We start from the raw sequence: 20,602 nt of genomic DNA, 5'->3' as shown, positions 1-20,602 counted from the left end.
GGCGACGCGCCTGCCGAAGCTCGGGGTCTGCCAGCCGGCGGGCGGCCCCCCCTCGACGTCCCTCAGCGGGCGCGGCGCGCCAGCGCCTTCTCGTAGGCGGCCTGCAGCTCGCCGAACACCGAGCGCGCCGGACGCGGCGCGCCGAGATGCAGGTGGCGCAGCTCGTCCATGAAGGCGTCCCAGAGCGGCGCGCCGCCCTTTTCCAGCAGCTCCGCGCGCACGGACAGCTCCTTGCTCGGGCGCGTGTGGCGGCGGCCCCAGGCCCCCATGTGCGCGAGCAGCGGCACGAGCTGGATGGCCGCTTCCGTGAGGCTGTAGATCCCCTTCTGCCGGTGTTGCGGATCGGAGCGTCGCGTCAGCAGGCCGGACGCGGTCAGGCGCTTCAGCCGGTCCGCGAGGATGTTCGAGGCGATGCCTTCCTCGCTCTGCGCGAGCAGCTCGCCGTAGCTGCGCCTGTTCCCGAACATGACGTCGCGGATGACGATCAGGCTCCAGCGGTCGCCGAGCTGTTCGAGCGTCAGGTTGATCGGGCAGCCGGATCGTCCTGTCTGCGGCACGGCCATGCTCCTGAGACTAGTACTTGCAAACCGCAAGCGGTAGGCGTAGGGTGCGGACCAGTTGCAATTTGCAAGTGGCCTGAACCAGGAGTCCCACGATGTCGCTCGCGCTGTACGGTCACCCCTTCTCCTCGTACACGCAGAAGGTGCTCATTGCGCTGTACGAGAACGGCACACCCTTCGAGTTCCGCTGCCTCGGGCCGGACACGCCGCAGCACGCGGCCGAGTGGCTGCAGCGCTGGCCGCTGCGCAAGTTCCCGCTGCTTGTGGACGGCGAGCGCAACGTCGTCGAGACCAGCATCATCATCGAGTATCTGCAGCTCGCGCATCCCGGGCCAGCGCGCCTGCTGCCCGCGGACCCGATGGCCGCGCTCGACGTGCGCTTTCTCGACCGCTTCTTCGACCTGCACGTCATGACGCCGATGCAGCGCGCGGTCGACGGCGCGCTGACGGGTGATCCGGTGAAGCGCCAGGAAGGGCTGGCCCATGCCGCGACGAAGCTGGAGCTCGCCTACGCCTGGCTCGAAGGGCAGCTCGCCGGCAGGACCTGGGCCGCTGGCGCCGACTTCACGATGGCGGACTGCGCGGCCGCGCCCTCGCTGTTCTACGCGGACTGGACGCACCGGATCTCCGAGGCGTTTCCCGTGCTGCGCGCCTACCGCGCGCGGTTGCTCGCGCACCCGTCCATCGCCCGCGCGGTGGAGGAGGCGCGGCAGTTCCGGCCGCTCTTCCCCCTGGGAGCGCCGGACCGGGATTGAGGCTCCGCGCCGCGAGCGCCGGCGCAAATCGCGGTCGACGCACCTCCAGCGCGTCAATCGCAGTCGAGGCAGCCGGCCGCCGCGGACGATGCGGGCGAGCGGGCGGAGGGGCGGGCGGCACTCGAGGAATGTGCCGCGGCACATTTGCGTTGAATTTGCCGTGGCGCGGTGCGGTAATCGCTCGAAGGGCCCGCCGGGCGCTCGGACGGCGCGGCCCCTGGGCATCCTCATGGACAGGCACGCGTGACGGGCGCACGAGACAGCGGCCGGGGTCTCCCGGCGGGCGCGACCAACCCGCCCGCGGACAGCCTCCCGCCCGCGGACAGCCTCCCGCCCGCCGACAGCGCCTCGCCCCCCGCGGCGAGCGCCCCCGACGGCGCGCCCGGGGCCGAGCTGCGCTCGGTCGCCGCGGGCGGCGCCACGCTCTGGCTCACGCAGTCGCCCGGGTTCTCGCTGTGGCGCGGCGAGGTGGCCGCGCCGGATCGGCTGCGGATCGAGGGGCGCGACGGCTACCTCCACGAGCTCCGGCTCGAGCCGGTCGGCGTGCTGCGGCTCGGCCGCGCGGAGCGCGTCGGCGACGAGCGCAACGAGCTCGTCTACCCCGACGTCGCGTCGCGGCTCGCGGCCACGCTGCGCCACGACGGCGTGCGCTGGTGGCTGCGCCGCCGCGAGGAGTGCAGCGTGCCCGTGCAGGTCGGCGCGCGGCACCTCGCGCGCGGGGAGGAGTCGCCGCTCGTGCACGGCACCTTCGTCTGCGTCGGCGGCATGCGCGCGACGTTCTTCGACCGCCGCTACGCCGCGCTGTCGGTCCCCGCCGGCGCGGTCGATCCGGCGACGGGCCTGCTCGCGCGCGCCGGCCTGGAGCAGGAGTGCGCGTCGCTGCTCGCGCGCAAAGGCCAGGGCGCGCTCGTCCTGCTCCGGCCGATCGGGGCGGGCGCGCCGCCGCGCGCCGCGGCCGCGCTCGTCGCGGTGCACCGGCTCTGGCCGGACCTGCCGGTCGGCGACGCGGACGGCACCGCGGTGGTGCTCGCGCGGGGCGGCGCCGCGGAGGCGGCGGCCTCGGCCCGGCGCGCGCTGGAGGCCGTGGAGGCCTCCGGGCTCGGGCCGTTCGCGTGCGGCACCTTCGCGATCGCCGGGGAGGCGGACGTCGCCGGCCGCGAGGTCGAGCTCGGCCTCCACGCCATCGCCTCGCTCGCGGCCGAGCGCGAGCGGAGCGGCCCCGGGGCGTCCACCCCCGTGACGGAGCTCCGCGACGGCGCGGCGAGCGCGCGGTTCGCCGCGCCGGTCGAGGTGATCGAGGCGTCGCGGAGCGGGCGCCGGGCGACGGTCCTGTTCGGCATCGAGGAGCAGAGCGCGCTGTCCGGCGTCGGCCCGCACGTCATCGGCGCGCTCGCGCAGGAGCTCGCGGCGGTCGTCGCGAGCCACGCGGGCGCCGGCGCGCTCATCGCGCCGCTCGCGCCCGGCGTGGTCGCCGCGTGCGTGCCCCGGAAGGCGGATCCGGCGGCGATGGCGAGCGCGGTGCAGTGCGACTGGCACGCTCGGCCGCCGATCCTGGACGGCCGGGTCGAGCACGCGCGGACGCTGTCGTGGGAGCTCCTGCACGGCGCCGACGCGGGCGCGCGGGCGGCGGAGATCGCGCGCGAGTGCGGCGATCCGCACGGGGTGCTCTCGGCGCTGAGCGGCGGGCTGCCGTACCCGATCGCGGGGAGGGTGCGGGCGGCGATCGGGGCGTCGAGCGCGATCGAGCGGGTGAAGATGCTGTTCGACGTGCTCGAGGGCACGTGGCGCTTCATCGCGACGGTGCTCGTGTCGGCCTTCTTCAGCGGCGGCAGCGCGCCGCCCGGGTCGGGGCGCGGCGGCGGCGCGGGCGGGCCGCCGCCCGGGTGGGGCGCGGTGCTCGACTTCTACGGCCGCACGCGCACGCGCGACGGCCTCGCGCTCGGCGCGTGGCGCGAGCTCGCGCGCACGGCCGCGCGGGCGTTCGGGGATCGCGACGATCCGATCGGCTCGATGGCGAGGGAGGTGCTCGACGTCAAGCTGTCGCACAACCAGACGTTCGAGACGCTCTCGAACCTGATGCAGGCCGAGCGCAACCAGTTCGCGCATGGCCACTACACCGAGGCGCGCGCGGCCGCGGATCTGCCCGATTTCGAGCAGATGACCCGCGCGCTCCTGCGGGCGCAGCGGCCGCTCTGCGCGTGGACCCTGGTGACGGTCGAGAAGACCGAGCCGGATCTCTATGGCGATCTCCAGACGGTGGAGTTCATCGATCACACCGGGCCGTTCGCGTCGGGGACGCGGCGGCGCATCGGGCTGAACTCGCCGGTGCGGCTGTCGAACGTGGTGTATCTGGCGCGCTTCCGGGAAGGGCTGATGTTGCCGCTCGAGCCGATGGTGCGGCGGGTGCTGCACGAGGACAGGTTCGACCTCTACTGGATGGATCACCTGCCGCGACAGGGGATGTGCCAGATGAGCGCGGTAGTGGCGGGAAGGGCGGTGAAGGCGCCGTGCGACGCGCGGAGGATGCCGCCGCTCCTGCGGGCGATGGTGGACGCGGCGGGCGGGTGAGGGCTTGAGGGCCCCGGGGCGACGGGGGGCGGCGCGCTCCGCCTGCGTCAGCGAGCGCGGGCTCCCTTCGGCGCGCGCTCGATCACGCGGGCGAACCCGTCGAGCAGGGCGCGCAAGCCGAGGGCGAACAGCTCATCGAAGTCCAGGCTGAAGCCCCCGGTCCCGGCGAACGCGTCGAGGACGCGCGCGAACGCGGGGTAGCGCCCCGACGCCGCGAGGGCATGGAACTGCGCGACCCGCCCCGCCATCCACTCGTCGTCCGTCATCCCCGTCGCGCTCGTCGCGTCGACCTCGGCCTCCAGGTTCGTCGCGATCCCCTGGAGAAAACCGTAGAGGATGATGTGGAGCTTCATCCGCTCCGCGGCGTCGAGGCCGTGGCCGTCGAGCGCCCGGAGGATCCACTCCGCGTGCGCGATCGCGTTCGGGAGCGGCTCGGGCCGGGTCATGTTGATGACGCGCGCGAGCCAGGGGTGCCGGCGGAAGGCGGCCCACTGGACGCGCGCCGAGGCCTCGAGCTGGGCCCGCCAGCCGAGCGGCACCGTCGCCGGCAGCGCCGCCTCGCCGAACGCGGCGTCGGTCATGAGCGAGACGAGCTCCTCCTTGCTGGCGACGTGGCGGTAGAGCGACATCACCGGCGCGCCGAGCTTCGCCGCGACCCCGCGGAGCGACAGCGCGCCGAACCCCTCGGCGTCGGCGATCGCGATCGCGGCCTCGACGATGCGCGCGCGCGTCAGCTCGTGCTCGCGCGGGGCCCGCTGGCGGACCTGCGCGACGACGGTGCCGACGCGCGCGACGCCGCGGACGAGGCCGGCGTCGGCGAGCTCCTTGAGCGCGTGGGCCGCGGTCGCGGTCGCGACGCGGTGCGCCCGCGCGAGCTCGCGGGTCGACGGCACCCGATCGCCCGGGCGGAGCTCGCCGGATTCGATCCGACGCCGGAGCTCGGCGGCGATGCGGCGGTACGGAGGTTCGGCGCCTGTTCGTTCCATGGAGCCACTGTCCTAGTACAGATGGACCGAGGACGCATGAGCTTCTGCGCGCGAGCGAGCTGCGTATCGAGCGCTGACCTAGTACATTTACGGCAAATCGACGCGTGAGCCGCACATGGGGGTGGCGGAGTCGAGGGCGATGCGCACAGTGTACGGACATTCTGGTACAGCGTACGCGTCCTGGAGGAACCACGATGAACAGACCCCATGTCCTCATCTCCGGCGCAGGGATCGCCGGCCCCGCCCTCGCGCTCTGTCTCGACCGCTTCGGCTTCGCGGTCACCGTCGTCGAGCGCGCGCCCGCCCTCCGTGAAGGTGGGCAGGCGGTCGACTTTCGCGGCCCGGTCCACCGCGCCGTCCTCGAGCGGCTCGACCTCTGGGCGCCGATCCACGCCCACCGCACCCGAGCGAGCGCGATCGTCCTCCTCGATCCCGCCGCGAGGCCGCGCGTGACCCTGCCGGCGGTGATGGCGTCGGGCGACGTCGAGATCCTGCGCGGCGATCTCGTGCGCATCCTTTACGAGCGCACGCGGCAGGCGGTCGACTACCGCTTCGGGGATCAGATCACGGGCATCGAGGCGCGCGGCGACGCGGTCGCGGTGGAGTTCGAGCGGGGCGCGCCGGCGACGTTCGATCTCGTGATCGGCGCCGACGGCCTCCACTCGAACGTCCGCGCGCTGGTCTTCGGCGACGAGTCGCGCTTCCTCCGCCATCACGGCTATCGGATTGCGACGTTCGCGCTGCCGAACGTCCTCGATGGGGCGCGCGAGGCGCAGATCCTCAGCGTCCCCGGGCGCGCGGTCGGCGTATTTCCGACATCGCCGGAGGGGGCGCGCGCGCTCCTCATCCACGCGGGTGGGCCGCTGACGCGCGCCGAGCGCCGCGACGGCGGCGAGCTGAAGCGGTCGCTCCGTCAGACCTTTGCCGGCATGTCCTGGGTGGTGCCTCGCGTCCTCGACGCGCTCGACCGCGCGCCCGATCTCTACGTCGACGGCATCGCCACCGTCCACGTGGAGAGCTATTCCAGGGGGCGAGTCGCGCTGCTCGGCGACGCCGCCTACGGCGGCACCCTCGGCGGACAGGGGACCTCGCTCGCCATCGTCGGCGCGTACGTCCTCGCGGGCGAGCTCGCCCGCGCCGGCGATCCCGGCGCCGCCTTCGCGCGCTACGAATCGATGCTCCGCCCCTACGCGACGGGATGCCAGGCCGGCGCGCGGCGCGCCGGCTCGTTCTTCGCCCCGCGGACCGGCGCCGGCCTGTGGCTCCGCAACACCCTCTATGGCGTGCTCACGGGGCCGCGGTTGGTCGGGTTCTTCGAGCGCCTGGTGAAGGACGCGGCGACCGACTTCGTGCTCCCCGAGTATGCAGTTCGGTGGGCGCCCGGGAGGCAGGCGCTCGTGAGCTCTTGACCGGGCGGTGGGCGCAGCCTGCGGCAGCAGCGACGACGTGGGCATCCGGGCCGCGACCACCGACGCCGACGGGGCCGTCGCCGCCCCGAGGCGGCGCGCCCCCGGCGACTACCGCATTGCGTCGCGGCGCGCCGGCGAACCGTCGCCATTCCGGTGAGAGCGTCATCCTCCGCGCCCCGCGGCGCGCGCGCACCGCACGACCCCGCCCATGGATCGACTCCGGCGTCGGCCCAGCGCCGCGCCATCCCCCACGCCGCCCCCCGCGCAGCGTTTTGCGGGATCCGGCAAAACCCTGACGCAAGAACGCGCGCCCTCTTCCCCCAACCCGCCCCCAACCCGCGCACCAGGCCGGACATTCCCAGAACGTTTCATGGCACATACGGTGCTTGCAGCTGCGCCGGGCGTCCCGGCAACGACGAAGCCGCCTCGAGCCGCCCGCAGCCCCGGGGGACTGCGGCGCTCGTCTTAAGTCGATCATCCTTGGACAAGGAGAAGCCATGGCACAGCGGTTTGATGCACGCGCAGGCGCGTGCGGATCGATGGTCATTGCGCTGGCATTAGGAGCTTCCGCGTGCGACGCGGACAAGGGGGGTTCCACAGCGAGAGAATCGGCCGAGAGCGGATCCATCCAGGCGGCGCTCACCGTCGGCGGCGCGCGACACGACGTCACCGCCGTCCACTACAAGGTCGTGAGCGCGAGCAGCTCGTGCAGCGATTCGGCCATCGCCGAGACCACGAGCCCCCTCGAAGAGGAAGCGCTCCCCGGCGGCGCGCTCCCCCCGGGCTCGGGGACCCACGCCGGCGCCGACGGCCTGTTCGTGGTGCCGCCCGGCGATTACCGCGTCTGCGCGACCCCGATGGGCGACGCCGGACCGTCGGTGGAGTGCGGGCCCGCCGAGGGGATCGCGACCGTCATCTCCGAGGCGACGACCGAGCTCTTCCTCGTCTCCCAGTGCCTCGGGGCGAGCAACGGCGGGCTCGACCCGGTCGTCGCGCTGAACGATCCGCCGGCGTTCCAGGACATCGACGTCGCGCCGAGCAAGTTCATCACCCAGTGCGAGACGGCCACGATCACCGCGGTCGCGGAGGATCCCGACGGCGACGCGGTCTCGTACACGTGGGAGCTGGCCGCCGGCGCCGGCTCGATCACCGGCGACGGCAACACCGCGACCTTCTCCCCGGACGGCCCCGGCGACGTCACCGTGCGGGTGAGGGCCACGGACGCCCTGGGCGGCAGCGCCTCGCTGACCTTCCCCATCCACGTCTCGGCCTCGGACTGCGGCTCGACGGACTGCCAGGTCTTCGGCTCCGATGCCTTCGGATACGTCGGCTGCTCGCGCGTCGAGGAGGTCCCGTCGTGCGATGACATCTCGTTCACCGGAAACCTCGCCTGCAACGAGGACGACTGCCTCAGCAGCGTCCCGCTCCCCTTCGAGTTCAATTACTACGGGACCCCGCAGTCGACCGTGAGCATCGTGTCGAACGGCAAGCTCGGCTTCCCGGGCACGACGTCTTACGGCAACAGCTGTACCCTCGAGCCGCAGACCATCGCGCCGTTCTGGGACGACCTCTACCCGCCGGTCGGCTTCGTCTGGTACGAGACGCTGGGCACGGCCCCGTCGCGCCGGTTCGTCGTGCAGTGGCAGACTCCGCACATCGAGGGCGGCGACCAGCTGGACATCCGCGCGGTGCTGTTCGAGGGCTCGAATGACATCCGCTTCTGCTACGCGAACACCGCGGTCAACAACGCCTCCGTCGATCACGGCGCGAGCGCGACGTCCGGGATCTCGGGCGATACGAGCAGCCTCGTGTACTCGTGCCAGAGCCCGGCGCTCACGAACGGCCTGGCCCTCGAGTTCGATTACCCGGGCGGCTCCGAGACGTGCAGCGACGGCATCCAGAACCAGGGTGAGACCGGCGTCGACTGCGGCGGCCCGTGCGCGCCCTGCGGCGGCACCACGGTCGAGTTCTCGGAGGACTTCAGGCAAGGCGAGCCGCCGACCGACCAGTGCGGCGCCTGGGACGCGTTCCGCGCGTCGCTCACGGGCACGTACGCGGCCGTCACGCTCCGCGGCAGCCTGGACCCCGACGGCGTGACCTGCACGGGCGCGGCGGCGAACACGATCTGCCAGGCGCTCCACAGCGGGACGCCCACCGGACCGGTCGAGTGCGGCGGCCGGATCTGGACGGTCGGGACCAACTGCGGCCCCGACGGGGTGGTCGAGCTCACCGCGGACGGCGCGGAGTGCAGCTGCGGCAGCAGGTACGTCGCGCGGCCGTGCATCGGCAACGAGAACTGGGGTGGGGTGAACAGCGACTCGTGCTTCCCGCCGAGCCAGACGATCTCGGTCGTGTGCGAGGGCGAGGGCGGCCCCGCGCCCACGTGCGATGACGGCATCCAGAACCAGGGCGAGACGGGCGTCGACTGCGGCGGCCCGTGCGCGCCCTGCGGCGGCGCCACGGTCGAGTTCTCGGGGGAGTTCCAGTTCGGCGGGCCGTCGTTCGTGCAGTGCGACGCGTGGAACGCGTTCCGCGCGTCGCTCACGGGCGCGTACTCGTTCGTGACCATCCGCGGCAGCCAGGACCCGGAGGGCGTGACCTGCACGGGCGCGGCGGCGAACACGCTCTGCCAGGCGCTCCACGCCGGGACGCAGACCGGCCCGATCGACTGCGACGGCCGGACCTGGGTCGTCGGCACGGACTGCGGCCCGCCCGGCGTCGTCGAGATCTCCGCGAACGGCGACTCGTGCACATGCAGCAACGGGTACATCGCGCGGCCCTGCATCGAAAATGCGAACTGGGGCGGCGTTGCCGGCGAGACCTGCTTGGCGCCGACCCAGACGATCTCGGTCGTCTGCGGGGGCGAGGGCGGTCCTGTCCCCACGTGCGATGACGGCCTCCAGAACCAGGGCGAGACGGGCGTCGACTGCGGCGGCCCGTGCGCGCCCTGCGGTGGCACCACGGTCGAGTTCTCGCAGCAGTTCACGCAGGGCGAGGCGCCGGTCGAGCAGTGCGGCGCCTGGGACGCGTTCCGCGCGTCGCTCACGGGCTCGTACTCGTCCGTCACGCTCCGCGGCAGCCTGGATCCCGACGGGGTGACCTGCACGGGCGCGGCGGCGAACACGCTCTGCCAGGCGCTCCACGACGGGACGCCCACCGGGCCGATCGAGTGCGACGGCCGGACCTGGACCGTCGGGACCGACTGCGGCCCCTGGGGGGTGGTCGAGCTCACGGCGGACGGCTTCGAGTGCAGCTGCAGCAGCACGTACGTCGCGCGGCCGTGCATCGGCATGGAGGCCTGGGGCGGGGTGAACAGCGACTCCTGCTTCCCGCCGAGCCAGACGATCTCGGTCGTGTGCGCGGGCGAGGGCGGCTCCGCCCCCACGTGCGACGACGGCATCCAGAACCAGGGCGAGGCGGGCGTCGACTGCGGCGGCCCGTGCGCGCCCTGCGACAGCGGCCTGTGCGACTCGGCGACCGAGGTCGAGTTCGATGGGCGCTGCTATTACCTGGATGGCTCGGGCGCCGCGTGCCAGGCCGGCTACACGCTGGCGCCGCAGAGCGTGCTGAACAGCATCGCGAACCGGTTCGCGGGCAAGACGTACAAGACCCAGCCGTCGGGCAACTGCTGCATCGCGCACAGCGAGCAATCGACCGAGCTCCAGGACTGGGGCATGGATTGGGATGCTTGCAACATGCCAGGCCCGTTCTCGACGGGCCCCATGCTGGGGGGCGCCGGCTGCACCGACGTGCAGATGGGGAGCTCGACCCAGCTCACGCTGTGCATGAGCCTGTGAGCGGCGCGTGATCGGCTGACGCGCGGCAGAGGGCGGCGCGGGGCCTCCGGGCGCCGCGCCGCTCTCGCCTTTGGCGCGGTCGATCGCGGCCGGGAGCGCTCGAGCCCCGCGCATTCGGGTCGGTTTCAACCCCTTTGTCGCTCTAGGGAGCAGGCGCTCCGCCACGGCCGCGTTCCCGGCGGTGGACCCCGCGCGGCTCCCGCACTGGATCGTTCGATCGATCGGATCGATCCATGCGATCCATCCGCTCGGCGCCGCCCGCCGCGAGCCCCCTCTTTCGCGAGCTCCGCCGTCGCCGCGGGGACTCCGCCTTCCTGGCACGCGCGGTGCTCGGTTCGCCGACGCGAGAGGAACGACGCGAGACGAACGCCGCGCGAGGCCCGACGGTGGTGGGCCTCCGGTGCTCGCGCGAGGGCGAAGCTGTCGGCTCCGAACGCGGTGTGCGTGGAAAGGCGAGGGTATCATCGATGATCGTCAAGAGCATTCTCGGCGTGATCTCCCTGGCGGCGGCGCTCGCGCTCGGCGCGGGGTGCAGCTCCCCCTGCAGCGACGCCTGCGAGACGTTCGTCGGCAGGACCCAGAGCTGCGGTCTGGGAGGTCCCTCGGGGGACGCCGAGATCGACGCTTGCGCGGAGACGCTTCAGGAGACGTATACGGACGACGCCTGCGACATGATGTCGAGCTCCATCGAGTCCCAGAGCTGTGAGAGCTTGAAGCAGAGCCTCTGCGGCGATCCGAGCACGGCCCCGCATTACAGGTGCGATTGATGCGCGCGGGCCACGAGGAGGGATCGATGGAACGAGGGATGATGCTCGGTTCGTGCGCCGCCGTGCTCTGCGCGCTCTCGCGCAGGGGCGTGGCGTGGAGCTGGCCGGCCGGGTGGTTCGTCTCGATGTCGCTCCACGGCGGGGCGGGCGGCGACGCGCCGCGGCTCGGCGTCGTCTACGGCACCGCCGCGCAGGCCGACGGGAAGCGGTAGACGCCGCGGGTACAGCGCTCCTCGGCACCCGGCCGCCCGGTGCCCGGATCTCACCGCATTACCTGGAGGCGCTCCGGCCGATGACGCCGCGGAGGGCGCCATGCGGCCCGACGCCGATGCTCGCCCCGCGCGGCGCGCGCAGGGTGCCGCGCGGGGCCGTCGTGGTATCCTCGGCCAAGGCCATGTCAGCCATCGAGCCCACGGTCCGCCCGCCCGCTGCGCCTCGCGAGCGCACGCGGGCGCACGTCTACAGCCGCCCGCCCGAGCCGGTGGTCTTCCCGGAGGCCGAAGAAGTGCCCGAGACGAATCGCCACCTGGAGCTCCGCACCGCGCTGTACCTGATCCTCAAGCGCGAGCTCGCGCAGGTGGCGACCCTCGGGTCGGACCAGTTCGTCTACTGGGATCCGACGACGTCGAGGAAGCGGCTCGCCCCCGACGCCTTCGTTCGGCTGGGCGTGCCCCACCGGACGTTCCGCACCTGGAAGACGTGGCTGCACGGGGCGCCCGACCTCGGGGTCGAGATCGTGAGCGAGTCCGACGAGGGCGAGCCGGACTGGGACGAGAAGCTCGCGCGCTACCGCGCCTCGGGCATCCGCGAGGTCGTGCGCTTCGATCCAGACGACCGGGCGCGGCCGATCCGCATCTGGGACGCGCTCGATGGCGACCTCGTGGAGCGGTCGGCGGACGACCCGGATCTCCGCGCGTGCGAGGCGCTGGGGCTCTGGTGGACCGTGCTGGAGGACCCGTCGATCGGCCCGATGCTCCGGCTCTCGCGCGACCGGGAGGGCCGTGACCTGCTGCCGACCCCGGACGAGGCCGAGGCCCAGGCGCGCGAGGCCGAGGCCAGGACGCGCGAGGCCGAGGCCCAGGCGCGCGAGGCCGAGGCCCAGGCGCGCGAGGCCGAGGCCCAGGCGCGCGAGGCCGAGGCCCAGGCGCGCGAGGCGAACAAGACGCTGGAAGCCGAGGTGGCGGCGCTGCGGGCACAGCTCGCGGAAGCCAAGGGGAAGCGGCGGCCGCGGCGACGCTCCCCGGGTTGACCGGAGGGGGTCGAGCACCGTCCCGGCAGGGCACCGTCCCGGCAGCGCGCGGCGCTCCGCCGGAGGCGGCGAGCCACGCGCCCGCGACGTCGCGGGCCGCGCCGCAGGGGGTCGACCCCCCGCGCCGGCGCCGTCGGGCTCGCCGTCCTCCCGATCGCCCCCGATGAGCGCGCGCACGGCGAGCTCGCTGGTGGTTGCCGAATTTGAACATGAAGGCGGGAAGAAAAGATCAATGATCTTCCTGCCTTCCCGCCTTCATGTGAATCACTCCGGGGCAAATGGGACCACCACCAGCTCGCTCGCGTCGCGCGGCTCGGCTCGCCCCATCAACCCCCTTCCTCGCTCGGCGATCACACCCAGTCCGGACTCGCGGTGACGGGGACTCCACCCGCTCTCCCCTGACGAGGCGCGCGCTCTCGGCCGCGCGCGCAGCGCTGCTTCTCACTTTGTGCAAATCGCTAGCTCAGTTTGCGCACCGGTCGAGTGACAGCGCCTCTCCGCAGCCGGGGAGTCGCCGGCGCGCGCGCCTCACCCCGGGCGATGGCTCGACGATAAATGCCCGTTTTTGCTGATGATTTTGCCGCCTCTCACGTGACACGCGCCTCCGCGCGCCGCGCCCAGGGCCCGCGGCGGCCCCCTGGTACGGCACATGCGATATCCGCCTGCGAACGGTCGACGCCGCTCTCACGAGGGTTCCGGCAAGCGCTCACGAGGAGCTCGTCCTCAAGGGTGATTGCCGCCGGCCAGCGTGGGCCCGGACTGCCACTCATGATCTCGTGATCGGCAGTCCGGCCGACGAGCGGATCGCCCGCGGAAATCCCTGCAACAGCAGCCCTCCGGCTGCTCGATGGAGAGGTGCGATCATGACTCATCACGCCCTGAAGTCTCTCGGTCTGTCTTCGCTCTTCCTCGCCGGCCTCCTCTCGATGCTCTCCGCGACCGCGTGCGTCGCGTCCGGCGAGGAGAGCCCCTGTGAGCTCGGCGATCGGGCCGAGAGCGAGCGCGGCGAGGGCGCCTGTGATGACGCGGACGACGAGGAGAGCGCGGGCGAGGAGGCGCCCTCCGACGAGGAGGACGCCCCGCGCCCGAAGGCGCCCGCGAGCGCGCCGCAGGCGCTGCCGGTGTGCTCGCCGTTCTGCGATCGCATCTGAGGCCCGGTGAGACCGGCGCGCCCGCGCCGGTCTCACCGCGCTCAGGGGGACAGCCGCGACTGTAGCCACGTCGCGCAGGCTCGCTCCCACCGCTCGAACGGCGCGCGCGCCGCCAGCGCCGCGCGCGCCGCGGCGTGCTTGCCGGCCATCCGGTAGGCGAGCGCGCGGTGGTACGCCTCCCCGAACGAGCTCGGCGCGCCCACCCGGCCGAGCCAGTCGGCGGCGGCGTCGGGATCCGTCCACAGGTACGCGCCGGCCACCGCGGTGGCCACGTGCGGGTTCTTCGCCGCGCCGTCCTGGAACTGCCGCTCCAGCACGGCGAGGCGCTCCTCCAGCCGGGCGTTCGCCGGCTCCCCCTTCTGCCGCGCGACGCGCAGGAGCCCCCGGATCGAGGCGGCCTCGAACGGCCTGTCGGCCTTGGCCCCGGCGTCGGCGGCGAGCTCCTCCGAGAGCTCCCGCCGCGCCTCGTCCAGCCGATCCTGGCGCAGCAGCACCGCCGCGCGGAGCAGGTGGGCCCCCGGCTCCGGCAAGACGCCCATCCGGCGGCTGACGCCGCGCGCGCCGAGCGTCTGCTGCTCGTCCTCGAAGGCGAGGAGGCGGAGCGACGTCCGGTCCGCGACCTCCCACCGGTCCTCGCGCACGGCGAGCATGATGCGATGTCGCAGGACCCGCCCCGACAGGCTGCGATCCAGCTCGATCGCCTGCTCGGCGACCTGGTCGATGAGCTCGTTCTGGCACGTCTCGTCGTAGAGGCGCGCGAACACGAGGAGCACGTCCGCCGAGCCGGGGTCGGCGTGGCGCGCGGCCTCGCAGGCGTCGAGGGCGGCCTGGTTGTCGGCGTCCGTCGCGTGGCCCTGGGCCTGGCGCTTCACCTGGAGGACGCGGCAGCGCATGACGAGCGCCTGCGCGTCGTCGGGCGCGCGCGCGAGGGCGCGATCGAGGTCGCCGAGGGCCGAGGCGTACAGCGAAGGCTCGCCCTCGGCGTAGGCGTGCAACGACTGGAGATAGGCCCGCTCCGCGAGCGCCGGCACGTACCCGGGATCGGCGGAGAGCGCCTCGTCGAGCAGGCGCTTGCCCTCGGCGTGGTGATGAGGCCGCGGCGCGGGGCCGATCAGCGTGTAGTACTGGAGCAGCCTCGCCCGGGCCGTGGCGTCGCTCGTGCCGCGGGCGGCGCGCTCCAGGCGGCGATGGTCCCGCCACACGAGCCGGACCTCGTCCTTGGCGCGGTCGCGCAGGGCCTCGAGCAGCCGCGGCAGGTCGCCCGGGTCGCCGTCGATCTCGATCGGCTCGCCCGCGACGGGGCCGTCGGTCGCGCGGAGCTGCGCCGAGAGGCGGAGGCTCGCCCCGACGCGCTGCAGGGAGCCCGTGACGACCCAGGCCGCGCCCCGCCGCAGCGCCTCGGCCGCCGGATCGCCGGGCCGGGCCGGGTCGAGCGCGCGCACCTGCGGCAGGGTGCGGAGGCCGCCGAGGATCGTCTCCGCCGCGCCCTGGCCGAGCCCGTCCCAGGAGGGGTCGTCGGTCAGGTTGTCGAACGGCATCACGACGATGGCGGGGCGGGTGTCCTCGGCAGGGGCCGAGCGCGCGCCCTGCGCCCGCTCCTCGGGCGGGGCGACGCGGAGCGAGGCGGCCTGCCCGCCCGCGGCGGCGCGAAAGGCCAAGGCGGCGAGCCCGATCGCCGACGCCGCCGCGACGGCCGCGCCGACCCGCCGCCAGCGGGGCTTGAGCGACGCGCGGCCGCTCGCGGAAGCCGCGTCCGCCGCCGGCACCGACGGCCGGACGCCCACCGTCGTGGAGTCCAGCGTGGTCGACAGCGCCGCCCGATCGCCCGGGAGCGTCGTGCTCGTCGCGCCGGCCAGCGGGGCCTCGCGGCCGAGCGGCAGGGTCGTGCCCGCCGCGTCCAGGGCCTCGCCCACCGTGGCCAGGCGGGGCTCCGCGTCCAGATCGGCGATCACCGCCGCGAGCGCGGCCGCGAAGCTGCCGGCGGTCGGGAAGCGCTCTTCGGGGCGCCTGGCCATGGCGCGCGCGAGCAGCGCGTCGAGCGCGCGGACGGCGCTGGCCGGCAGCGCCAGCCCCTCGAGGCGCTGCGGCGCGTCGCGCAGGATGGCGCTCAAGACCGTGGCGGGGGCGCCGCTGCCGAAGGGGGAGCGGCCGGCGAGCAGCTCGAAGCCGAGGATGCCGAGCGAGAAGATGTCGCTGGCCGGGCCGAGCGGCTCGCCGCGCAGCTGCTCGGGAGACATGTACGCGAGCGTGCCGACGATGCCGTCGGTGGACGCCTGGGCGAGCGCGCCCCGCGCGAGGCCGAAGTCCGCGACGAGCGCCTGCCCGTCGCGCCGCACCAGCACGTTCTCGGGCTTGAGATCGCGGTGGATGATCCCCTGGTCGTGCACCGCGGCGAGCCCGCTCGCCACCTGCTGGAGGAGCGAGAGCGCCCGCCTCGGCTCCAGGGCGCGCTCCAGGAGGACGGCCCGCAGCGTCTTGCCCTCGACGAGCTCCATCGTCAAAAAGCGCAGCCCGTCGGCCTCGCCCAGGTCGAAGACGCGGCAGACGTTGGGGTGGGAGATCTTCCGCGCCAGCTTGAGCTCGCGGCGGAAGCGCTCCACCACGACCGGTTCGCACGACGCGCCGGCGAGGAGGACCTTGACGGCGACCTCCTCGTCCACCGCGCGGTCCAGGGCGCGCCACACGGCGCCCATGCCGCCCGCGCCGAGCTGGGCGCGGAGCTCGAACCGGCCGGCGATGACGTGCCCTGGGACGAGGGCGGCGACGGCGGCCGCGCCGGGGGTGGGGGGCGCGTGGGGGGCCGTCGATGCGCCGAGGACCGGTGGGGCGCCGGGCGCGGTCGGGATGTCGGACGACTTGTGTCGCACCATGATCAACGACACAGCCTATACGAAAACTCCGTGAGTCGGTGGGGATCGTGCTTCGGGGGCGGGAAGGGGCGGAGGGGGCGCGAGGTGTGCGGCGCTCGGGTCTCCACCTACCCGCCAGCGCTGCGCTGGTACCGAGTCGTCCAAGGACGAATTTGCGGTGGCGTACCCGCGCGCTCCGTGGGATCCGCCGGGATTTCGGGGGGGCGTGACGACGGATCGCAGCCCCTCGGAAGGCGTGGGCCCAGCGCGGACCCAACCGACGCGACTCAGGCTTCGGGAACTGGCTTCGGCCGATCCGTCGCCCCACGCCGCCTTGGTTGTCGAGCTTGCCAGCGCCCTGAGCCGCGCCGTCGCCCTCGGGGATGAGGTGGCGGCGCGCGTCGTTCACGAGGCGATCGGTCGGCTGCTCGGATTGCCTGTGGCATCGCAAGGGCGAGCCAGCTCGCGCCGGTAGTCGGGCCCGCCGCTCGCGTCGACTCGCCGCCGGGACCATGCCACTCGCCCGCCATCCTCTGGAGAGACCTCGACCTCTCGATCTAAGCGTTCCCCCTGGACATCCACGTCCCATGAGCCATCCAGGGGACCAGGGGAGACGAGCGCAGCGTGACCTGCGCTGCGCAGGAGACAAGATATTGCCTAATGGTGGTATGACCAACCACTCGAAGTGAGCGCAAGCATCACCTTCGTCTGCGTGAAGCGTCCCTTGGCCACGGCTGTCGAGCGGCGGCCATTTATACTTCCATCGCGATGGCAACACGGGCCCTTCTCAGAGCCCCTGGCTCCCCGGCCGGCACGGCGTTGCCGCCGAGCCTCACGAGGGCGGCTACAACAGCGAACGGTAGCGTGTCACCTCTCGTCATCGCTTGAAGGCTCGCCCCGGAAAGCGGGCGGCTCGCGCCTCGAGCTCCTCTTGAGTGGGACAGTACCACTCCGGGTGCTCGTAGTCAGTGCTGTCGTAGAACGACACGCCATGGCACTGATTGTATCTGGCGGGACGCGCGACAAACGCAGCCGAATTCGCTCGATGTTTGTCGATGGCCGCGTCGATGTATCCAGCAAAGGCCATCAGCGCCTCTTCCCTGGTATGCGTGGTCGAGAAGCTCTCCCAGGACTCGCGAGCGTCTCCTGCTGGAGGCCGGCGATAGATGCAACCGGTGTCCAGGCATGTGACCAGGCTCACGCGGCTGACGTCCCTCATCCACTCCGCCATCGTCTCGATATTGACCGGGCCGTTGAACCCGAAAACGGCGAAGGTCGTTCGTGTCCGGATCTCGCGCTCGAGCAGCTTCACGCCGTGCGGAGCCTTCTCGCGGTTGAAGATGGCGGCCTCGCGAGCGTGCGGAGACACGCCGCCTGCAGCGCCAGGCGCGACGAGCGGGTCCCACTCCACGGAGAGACGAAGATTGGCGGTCTGGCCGGCGACTCTGTCCGTGTCCAGCAACGCACTTCTGTTGAGGGTCAGCTTCACCTCGACCACGGCCGCCACTGATTCGATCGGGATGATGCGGAGGCCGCTCGGGAGCACCAGGCGGTTCGCCTGGCGGTCGTTCGCATGGATGACGATGTCCTGCTGACGGCTGTCCAGATCGGCATCGGTGTCGAAGGCGTCGATGATCTCACCAGAGGAAACCGTGTACTCCGGCCCGACGCGGCGCCGCAGCCACTCCCTGATGGCGTGCTCCGCGTCGAACCCTCGATTGCCTCTGTGATCAAGCACACGTGCGCGCTCCGCAGCAACAAGGAGAGCTTTCGTCTCGAGCTCCATGTACGTCCGAATCCGTCGGTGATGGCTCGTCATCGTCTTTGTGAATAGTGCAACATCAGCGCGAAGACAACATGCCGTCGGTCACGTCATCCGGAGCCCAGCAGCAACGACACGGACGCTGCAGCTACCCCGGAGTTGCTTCGACAGTAGATGTCCGACAATTCCCCACCAGGGACGCCTCGAAAGTTGGGCTTCTCATAGCGGCTGAGTTCGCCTATACTTGCCGTGTGGGTGGAATGAGCGCAGGTGTAGCCCCGAGTATGCCATCGCTGGAGGGTTCTCGCTGGGTCCACGAGGCGCAGGTGGCCGCCAGGCTCGGCCCCTTCGAGGATGTCGCAGCGAAGCTAGAAGCTTACGCGCTCCCGGCGCTCCCGCCCGTCGCCTGCGCGCTGTTCGCATGCACGCGTGCCTACCTGAACGAATCGCGTCGCGACCCGCGCTTTCTGCTCCGGCAAGATCTACTCTCACACTGCGGCCGCTGCGCGCTTCAGACCGTGCGCGCCTATGATGCGATTAGAACGGGTCGGGCGAAAGCGCAGGCCCATGTGACGCAGTTGACCATCCACACGGAGCCGCTGCTCGATGCGCTCGCCGCGGAACTCTCCATCGAAACCGTCCTTCGTATCGGACGCGGCGAGAGTCCGGCCACGCAAAGCGTCATTCGCGAAGCGGCCGCACGGCTCATCGGGGTCGTCTCCATTCTTCGAGGGATGGACTCGGTCAAGGTGCTCCTCGAGGCCTGCGACGGCAGCGCCCAGAAGCACGTGCTCGACTTCAAGACGCCGCTCCAGGAGCTCTCGCAGGAACGGTTCAGCACCCGACCTGCTTATGCGGTGGTTGATGAGCGAGGGCCGCAACATGACCGCGAGTTCGTCGTCGAGGTCCAAGTCAGAGGTCGAACTGCCCGCGGGAGCGGCAGCAGCCGCAAGCGCGCCGAACAGGCAGCGGCGAAGGCGCTGCTGCAGGTGTTCGGAAAGGTGGTGAGGGCTCCTGAGACAGCACTGACGAGAGGCCCGCCACCCTGGGACAGGCACACCGTGCCGCCTCACCAGGAGCCCGCGCTGAACAGGGTCGAGGCCTTGCTCGGTCGGAGCATCGCGAATCGCAATCTCCTCAGCATGGCGCTGATCCATCCCTCTTACACGAATGAGTGCCGTGGGGGCGAGGTAAACAACTATGACCTACTGGCGTCACTCGGGGCGCGAGCGATCGACTGGCTCTCCTGGCGCTGGCTGGCCGACCAGGTATGGACTGAACCAGGGTTTGACCCGAAGGTGGCTGTGCTGGCCCTGCACGCCATCCGCGCGACCGACAGGATCGCGGCGATCTCGCGATCATTAGGTCTTCCCGGCCATCTATATTTGGGTAGAGGCGCGCAGAACGCAGAGGAACGGAAGTCCGATACGGTCGCAGCTGCCGTGCTGCTAGCCTTGATCGGCGCCTATATCATCGATATGAACATGGATGTCGATTTGCTGTTTAAACAGCCACCGCACCCTCTTGCGGAGTTCATTCAGAAGCTGCACGTGACGATCCGCGAGCGCGAACGGCTATCCCTGCTCCGCGATTTTGCGCCGACGTCCTTGCTTCAGCAGATGTGCCAGGCCGTTGATCTGCCCTGGGCCGAGCGCACCACCACGTCCAGTGTTACTGGACGACAGGCTTTCCACGCGACCGTGAGCGTGGATTGCGATGGGGCCGTCTTCCACGCACGCGGCGAGGGTTCAACCAAGGCCGACGCCCTGGGGAACGCCGCCGGGGCCGCAGTTGAGCGCCTCTGGATGATCCACAAGCCCGGTGGCGCCGCGGCTGTGGGTCCTCAGAGCGCGCCGTTTTTCATGAGCTTCTTGCGGCGCATCCGGGCTCTAACCGAGCGCGATCGCATCAATGTCTGGAACCGGATCGCTGCGGCGGGGTTGTTCGGGCTCGACGGCATTCAGCGCTCGCCGTTCCGTGCCGCCTCTGCAGTCACGTGTTGCTATCGCAACCTCCTTGAGCTCGGGATCGCGCCATCGGACGCCGGCGTGCTCTCGATGGCCGTACCGGCGCTGCCCGTTCGATTCGCGAGCTCGCTCGTCAACGCGACCTCTGCCTTTACGGATAACCTCGCGGCTCGCCTGTCCACGAAGTCGATTGAACAAGAAGACATCCTCCCGGAGGACTCGATTCACTTCCGCCAGCTCGTCTTGATCACCACGCTCCTGGGCCGCATCCGCAGTGACGCGATCGGCCCGGAAAAGGTGGAAGATCTATTGAAGAACGTGGAGCGTGTCCGCGAGCACCTCGATGCCCCACCCATCCAGATGGTGCTATCCGCGAGCGCTCAAGGCGCACGATACGTCGCTCATCCGGGCATGGTCCTGGAAGTGCTGGGCTCGCTCATGCGCGAAGGGATGCGCGTTGATGCGCGGATCGAGCGGCTGATCATCGACCCCGGTCCGGATTGCCTCAGCCTGCGATTGCAGGGCCAGAGGCTCGGGGCCGCGTACGATACCTTCGCAGATCCGCTGGTCGAGGCGATCCTGGAGTGCGGCCTGGCTGGGAGACTCCGCCTCACGTCACACGACGAGCTCCTCATCGATCTGCTCGCAGTGTTGCCGGCGGATGAGACGGGCGACGAGGCGGACCGATGGGCAGCAGAGCTCTTGGCGAAGCTCCTAGCCCCAATGCCGGTCAGTTAGGGGAAAACCGCATAAATTCATAAGGTTGCGGGTGCTGTGGGCCC

13 protein-coding genes are annotated in these 20,602 nt (G+C 71.8%); 9 read left to right on the top strand and 4 right to left on the bottom strand.

The annotated features are described in order from the left end of the window. Positions 1–62 precede the first annotated feature (62 nt). Positions 63–563, bottom strand: coding sequence for a winged helix-turn-helix transcriptional regulator (locus WMF33_RS31705; protein ID WP_437332123.1), 501 nt, complete (start codon positions 561–563; stop codon positions 63–65). A gap of 92 nt (positions 564–655) precedes the next feature. On the opposite strand from WMF33_RS31705, the gene WMF33_RS31700 reads away from it, so the two are divergent. Both WMF33_RS31700 and WMF33_RS31695 read left to right on the top strand, forming a co-directional pair. After that, the gene (locus tag WMF33_RS31700; RefSeq protein WP_437332122.1) at positions 656–1,315 is read left to right on the top strand and encodes a glutathione S-transferase family protein; all 660 of its coding nucleotides are present in this window, start codon (positions 656–658) and stop codon (positions 1,313–1,315) included. 243 nt (positions 1,316–1,558) lie between these two features. Next, positions 1,559–3,883, top strand: coding sequence for a hypothetical protein (locus tag WMF33_RS31695; RefSeq protein WP_437332121.1), 2,325 nt, complete (start codon positions 1,559–1,561; stop codon positions 3,881–3,883). Between the two features lie 47 nt (positions 3,884–3,930). Here the strand turns inward: WMF33_RS31695 and WMF33_RS31690 are convergent, their stop codons facing one another. After that, on the bottom strand, positions 3,931–4,869 hold the full coding sequence (locus tag WMF33_RS31690; protein WP_437332120.1) for a TetR/AcrR family transcriptional regulator C-terminal domain-containing protein: 939 nt from the start codon (positions 4,867–4,869) through the stop codon (positions 3,931–3,933). Between the two features lie 194 nt (positions 4,870–5,063). On the opposite strand from WMF33_RS31690, the gene WMF33_RS31685 reads away from it, so the two are divergent. From WMF33_RS31685 to WMF33_RS31660, 6 genes are all read left to right on the top strand, one after another. Beyond that, positions 5,064–6,278, top strand: coding sequence for an FAD-dependent monooxygenase (locus WMF33_RS31685; RefSeq protein WP_437332119.1), 1,215 nt, complete (start codon positions 5,064–5,066; stop codon positions 6,276–6,278). Positions 6,279–6,967: 689 nt separating this feature from the next. Then, positions 6,968–10,075 carry a PKD domain-containing protein gene (locus tag WMF33_RS31680; protein WP_437332118.1) on the top strand — a complete coding sequence of 1,036 codons (3,108 nt, stop codon included), beginning with the start codon at positions 6,968–6,970 and terminating at the stop codon, positions 10,073–10,075. Positions 10,076–10,542: 467 nt separating this feature from the next. Next, positions 10,543–10,842 carry a hypothetical protein gene (locus WMF33_RS31675; RefSeq protein WP_437332117.1) on the top strand — a complete coding sequence of 100 codons (300 nt, stop codon included), beginning with the start codon at positions 10,543–10,545 and terminating at the stop codon, positions 10,840–10,842. A 26-nt stretch (positions 10,843–10,868) separates the two neighbouring features. Next, positions 10,869–11,054, top strand: coding sequence for a hypothetical protein (locus tag WMF33_RS31670; RefSeq protein WP_437332116.1), 186 nt, complete (start codon positions 10,869–10,871; stop codon positions 11,052–11,054). A gap of 182 nt (positions 11,055–11,236) precedes the next feature. Next, on the top strand, positions 11,237–12,091 hold the full coding sequence (locus WMF33_RS31665; RefSeq protein WP_437332115.1) for a Uma2 family endonuclease: 855 nt from the start codon (positions 11,237–11,239) through the stop codon (positions 12,089–12,091). Between the two features lie 863 nt (positions 12,092–12,954). Then, on the top strand, positions 12,955–13,242 hold the full coding sequence (locus tag WMF33_RS31660) for a hypothetical protein (RefSeq protein ID WP_437332114.1): 288 nt from the start codon (positions 12,955–12,957) through the stop codon (positions 13,240–13,242). 41 nt (positions 13,243–13,283) lie between these two features. Here the strand turns inward: WMF33_RS31660 and WMF33_RS31655 are convergent, their stop codons facing one another. Together WMF33_RS31655 and WMF33_RS31650 are read right to left on the bottom strand one after the other, a co-directional pair. Further along, the gene (locus WMF33_RS31655) at positions 13,284–16,112 is read right to left on the bottom strand and encodes a protein kinase domain-containing protein (protein WP_437339545.1); all 2,829 of its coding nucleotides are present in this window, start codon (positions 16,110–16,112) and stop codon (positions 13,284–13,286) included. Positions 16,113–16,968: 856 nt separating this feature from the next. Continuing rightward, positions 16,969–17,877: a DUF6602 domain-containing protein gene (locus tag WMF33_RS31650; RefSeq protein WP_437332113.1), complete on the bottom strand. Its 909-nt coding sequence runs from the start codon at positions 17,875–17,877 to the stop codon at positions 16,969–16,971. Between the two features lie 302 nt (positions 17,878–18,179). On the opposite strand from WMF33_RS31650, the gene WMF33_RS31645 reads away from it, so the two are divergent. Continuing rightward, positions 18,180–20,558: a putative dsRNA-binding protein gene (locus WMF33_RS31645; protein ID WP_437332112.1), complete on the top strand. Its 2,379-nt coding sequence runs from the start codon at positions 18,180–18,182 to the stop codon at positions 20,556–20,558. Positions 20,559–20,602: the final 44 nt, after the last annotated feature.

The organism is Sorangium sp. So ce394 (genome assembly GCF_051474665.1).
GTDB lineage: Bacteria > Myxococcota_A > Polyangia > Polyangiales > Polyangiaceae > Sorangium > Sorangium cellulosum_D.
Note: the sequence above shows the minus strand (reverse complement) of the source record. Positions and strands in the feature narration are given on the sequence as shown.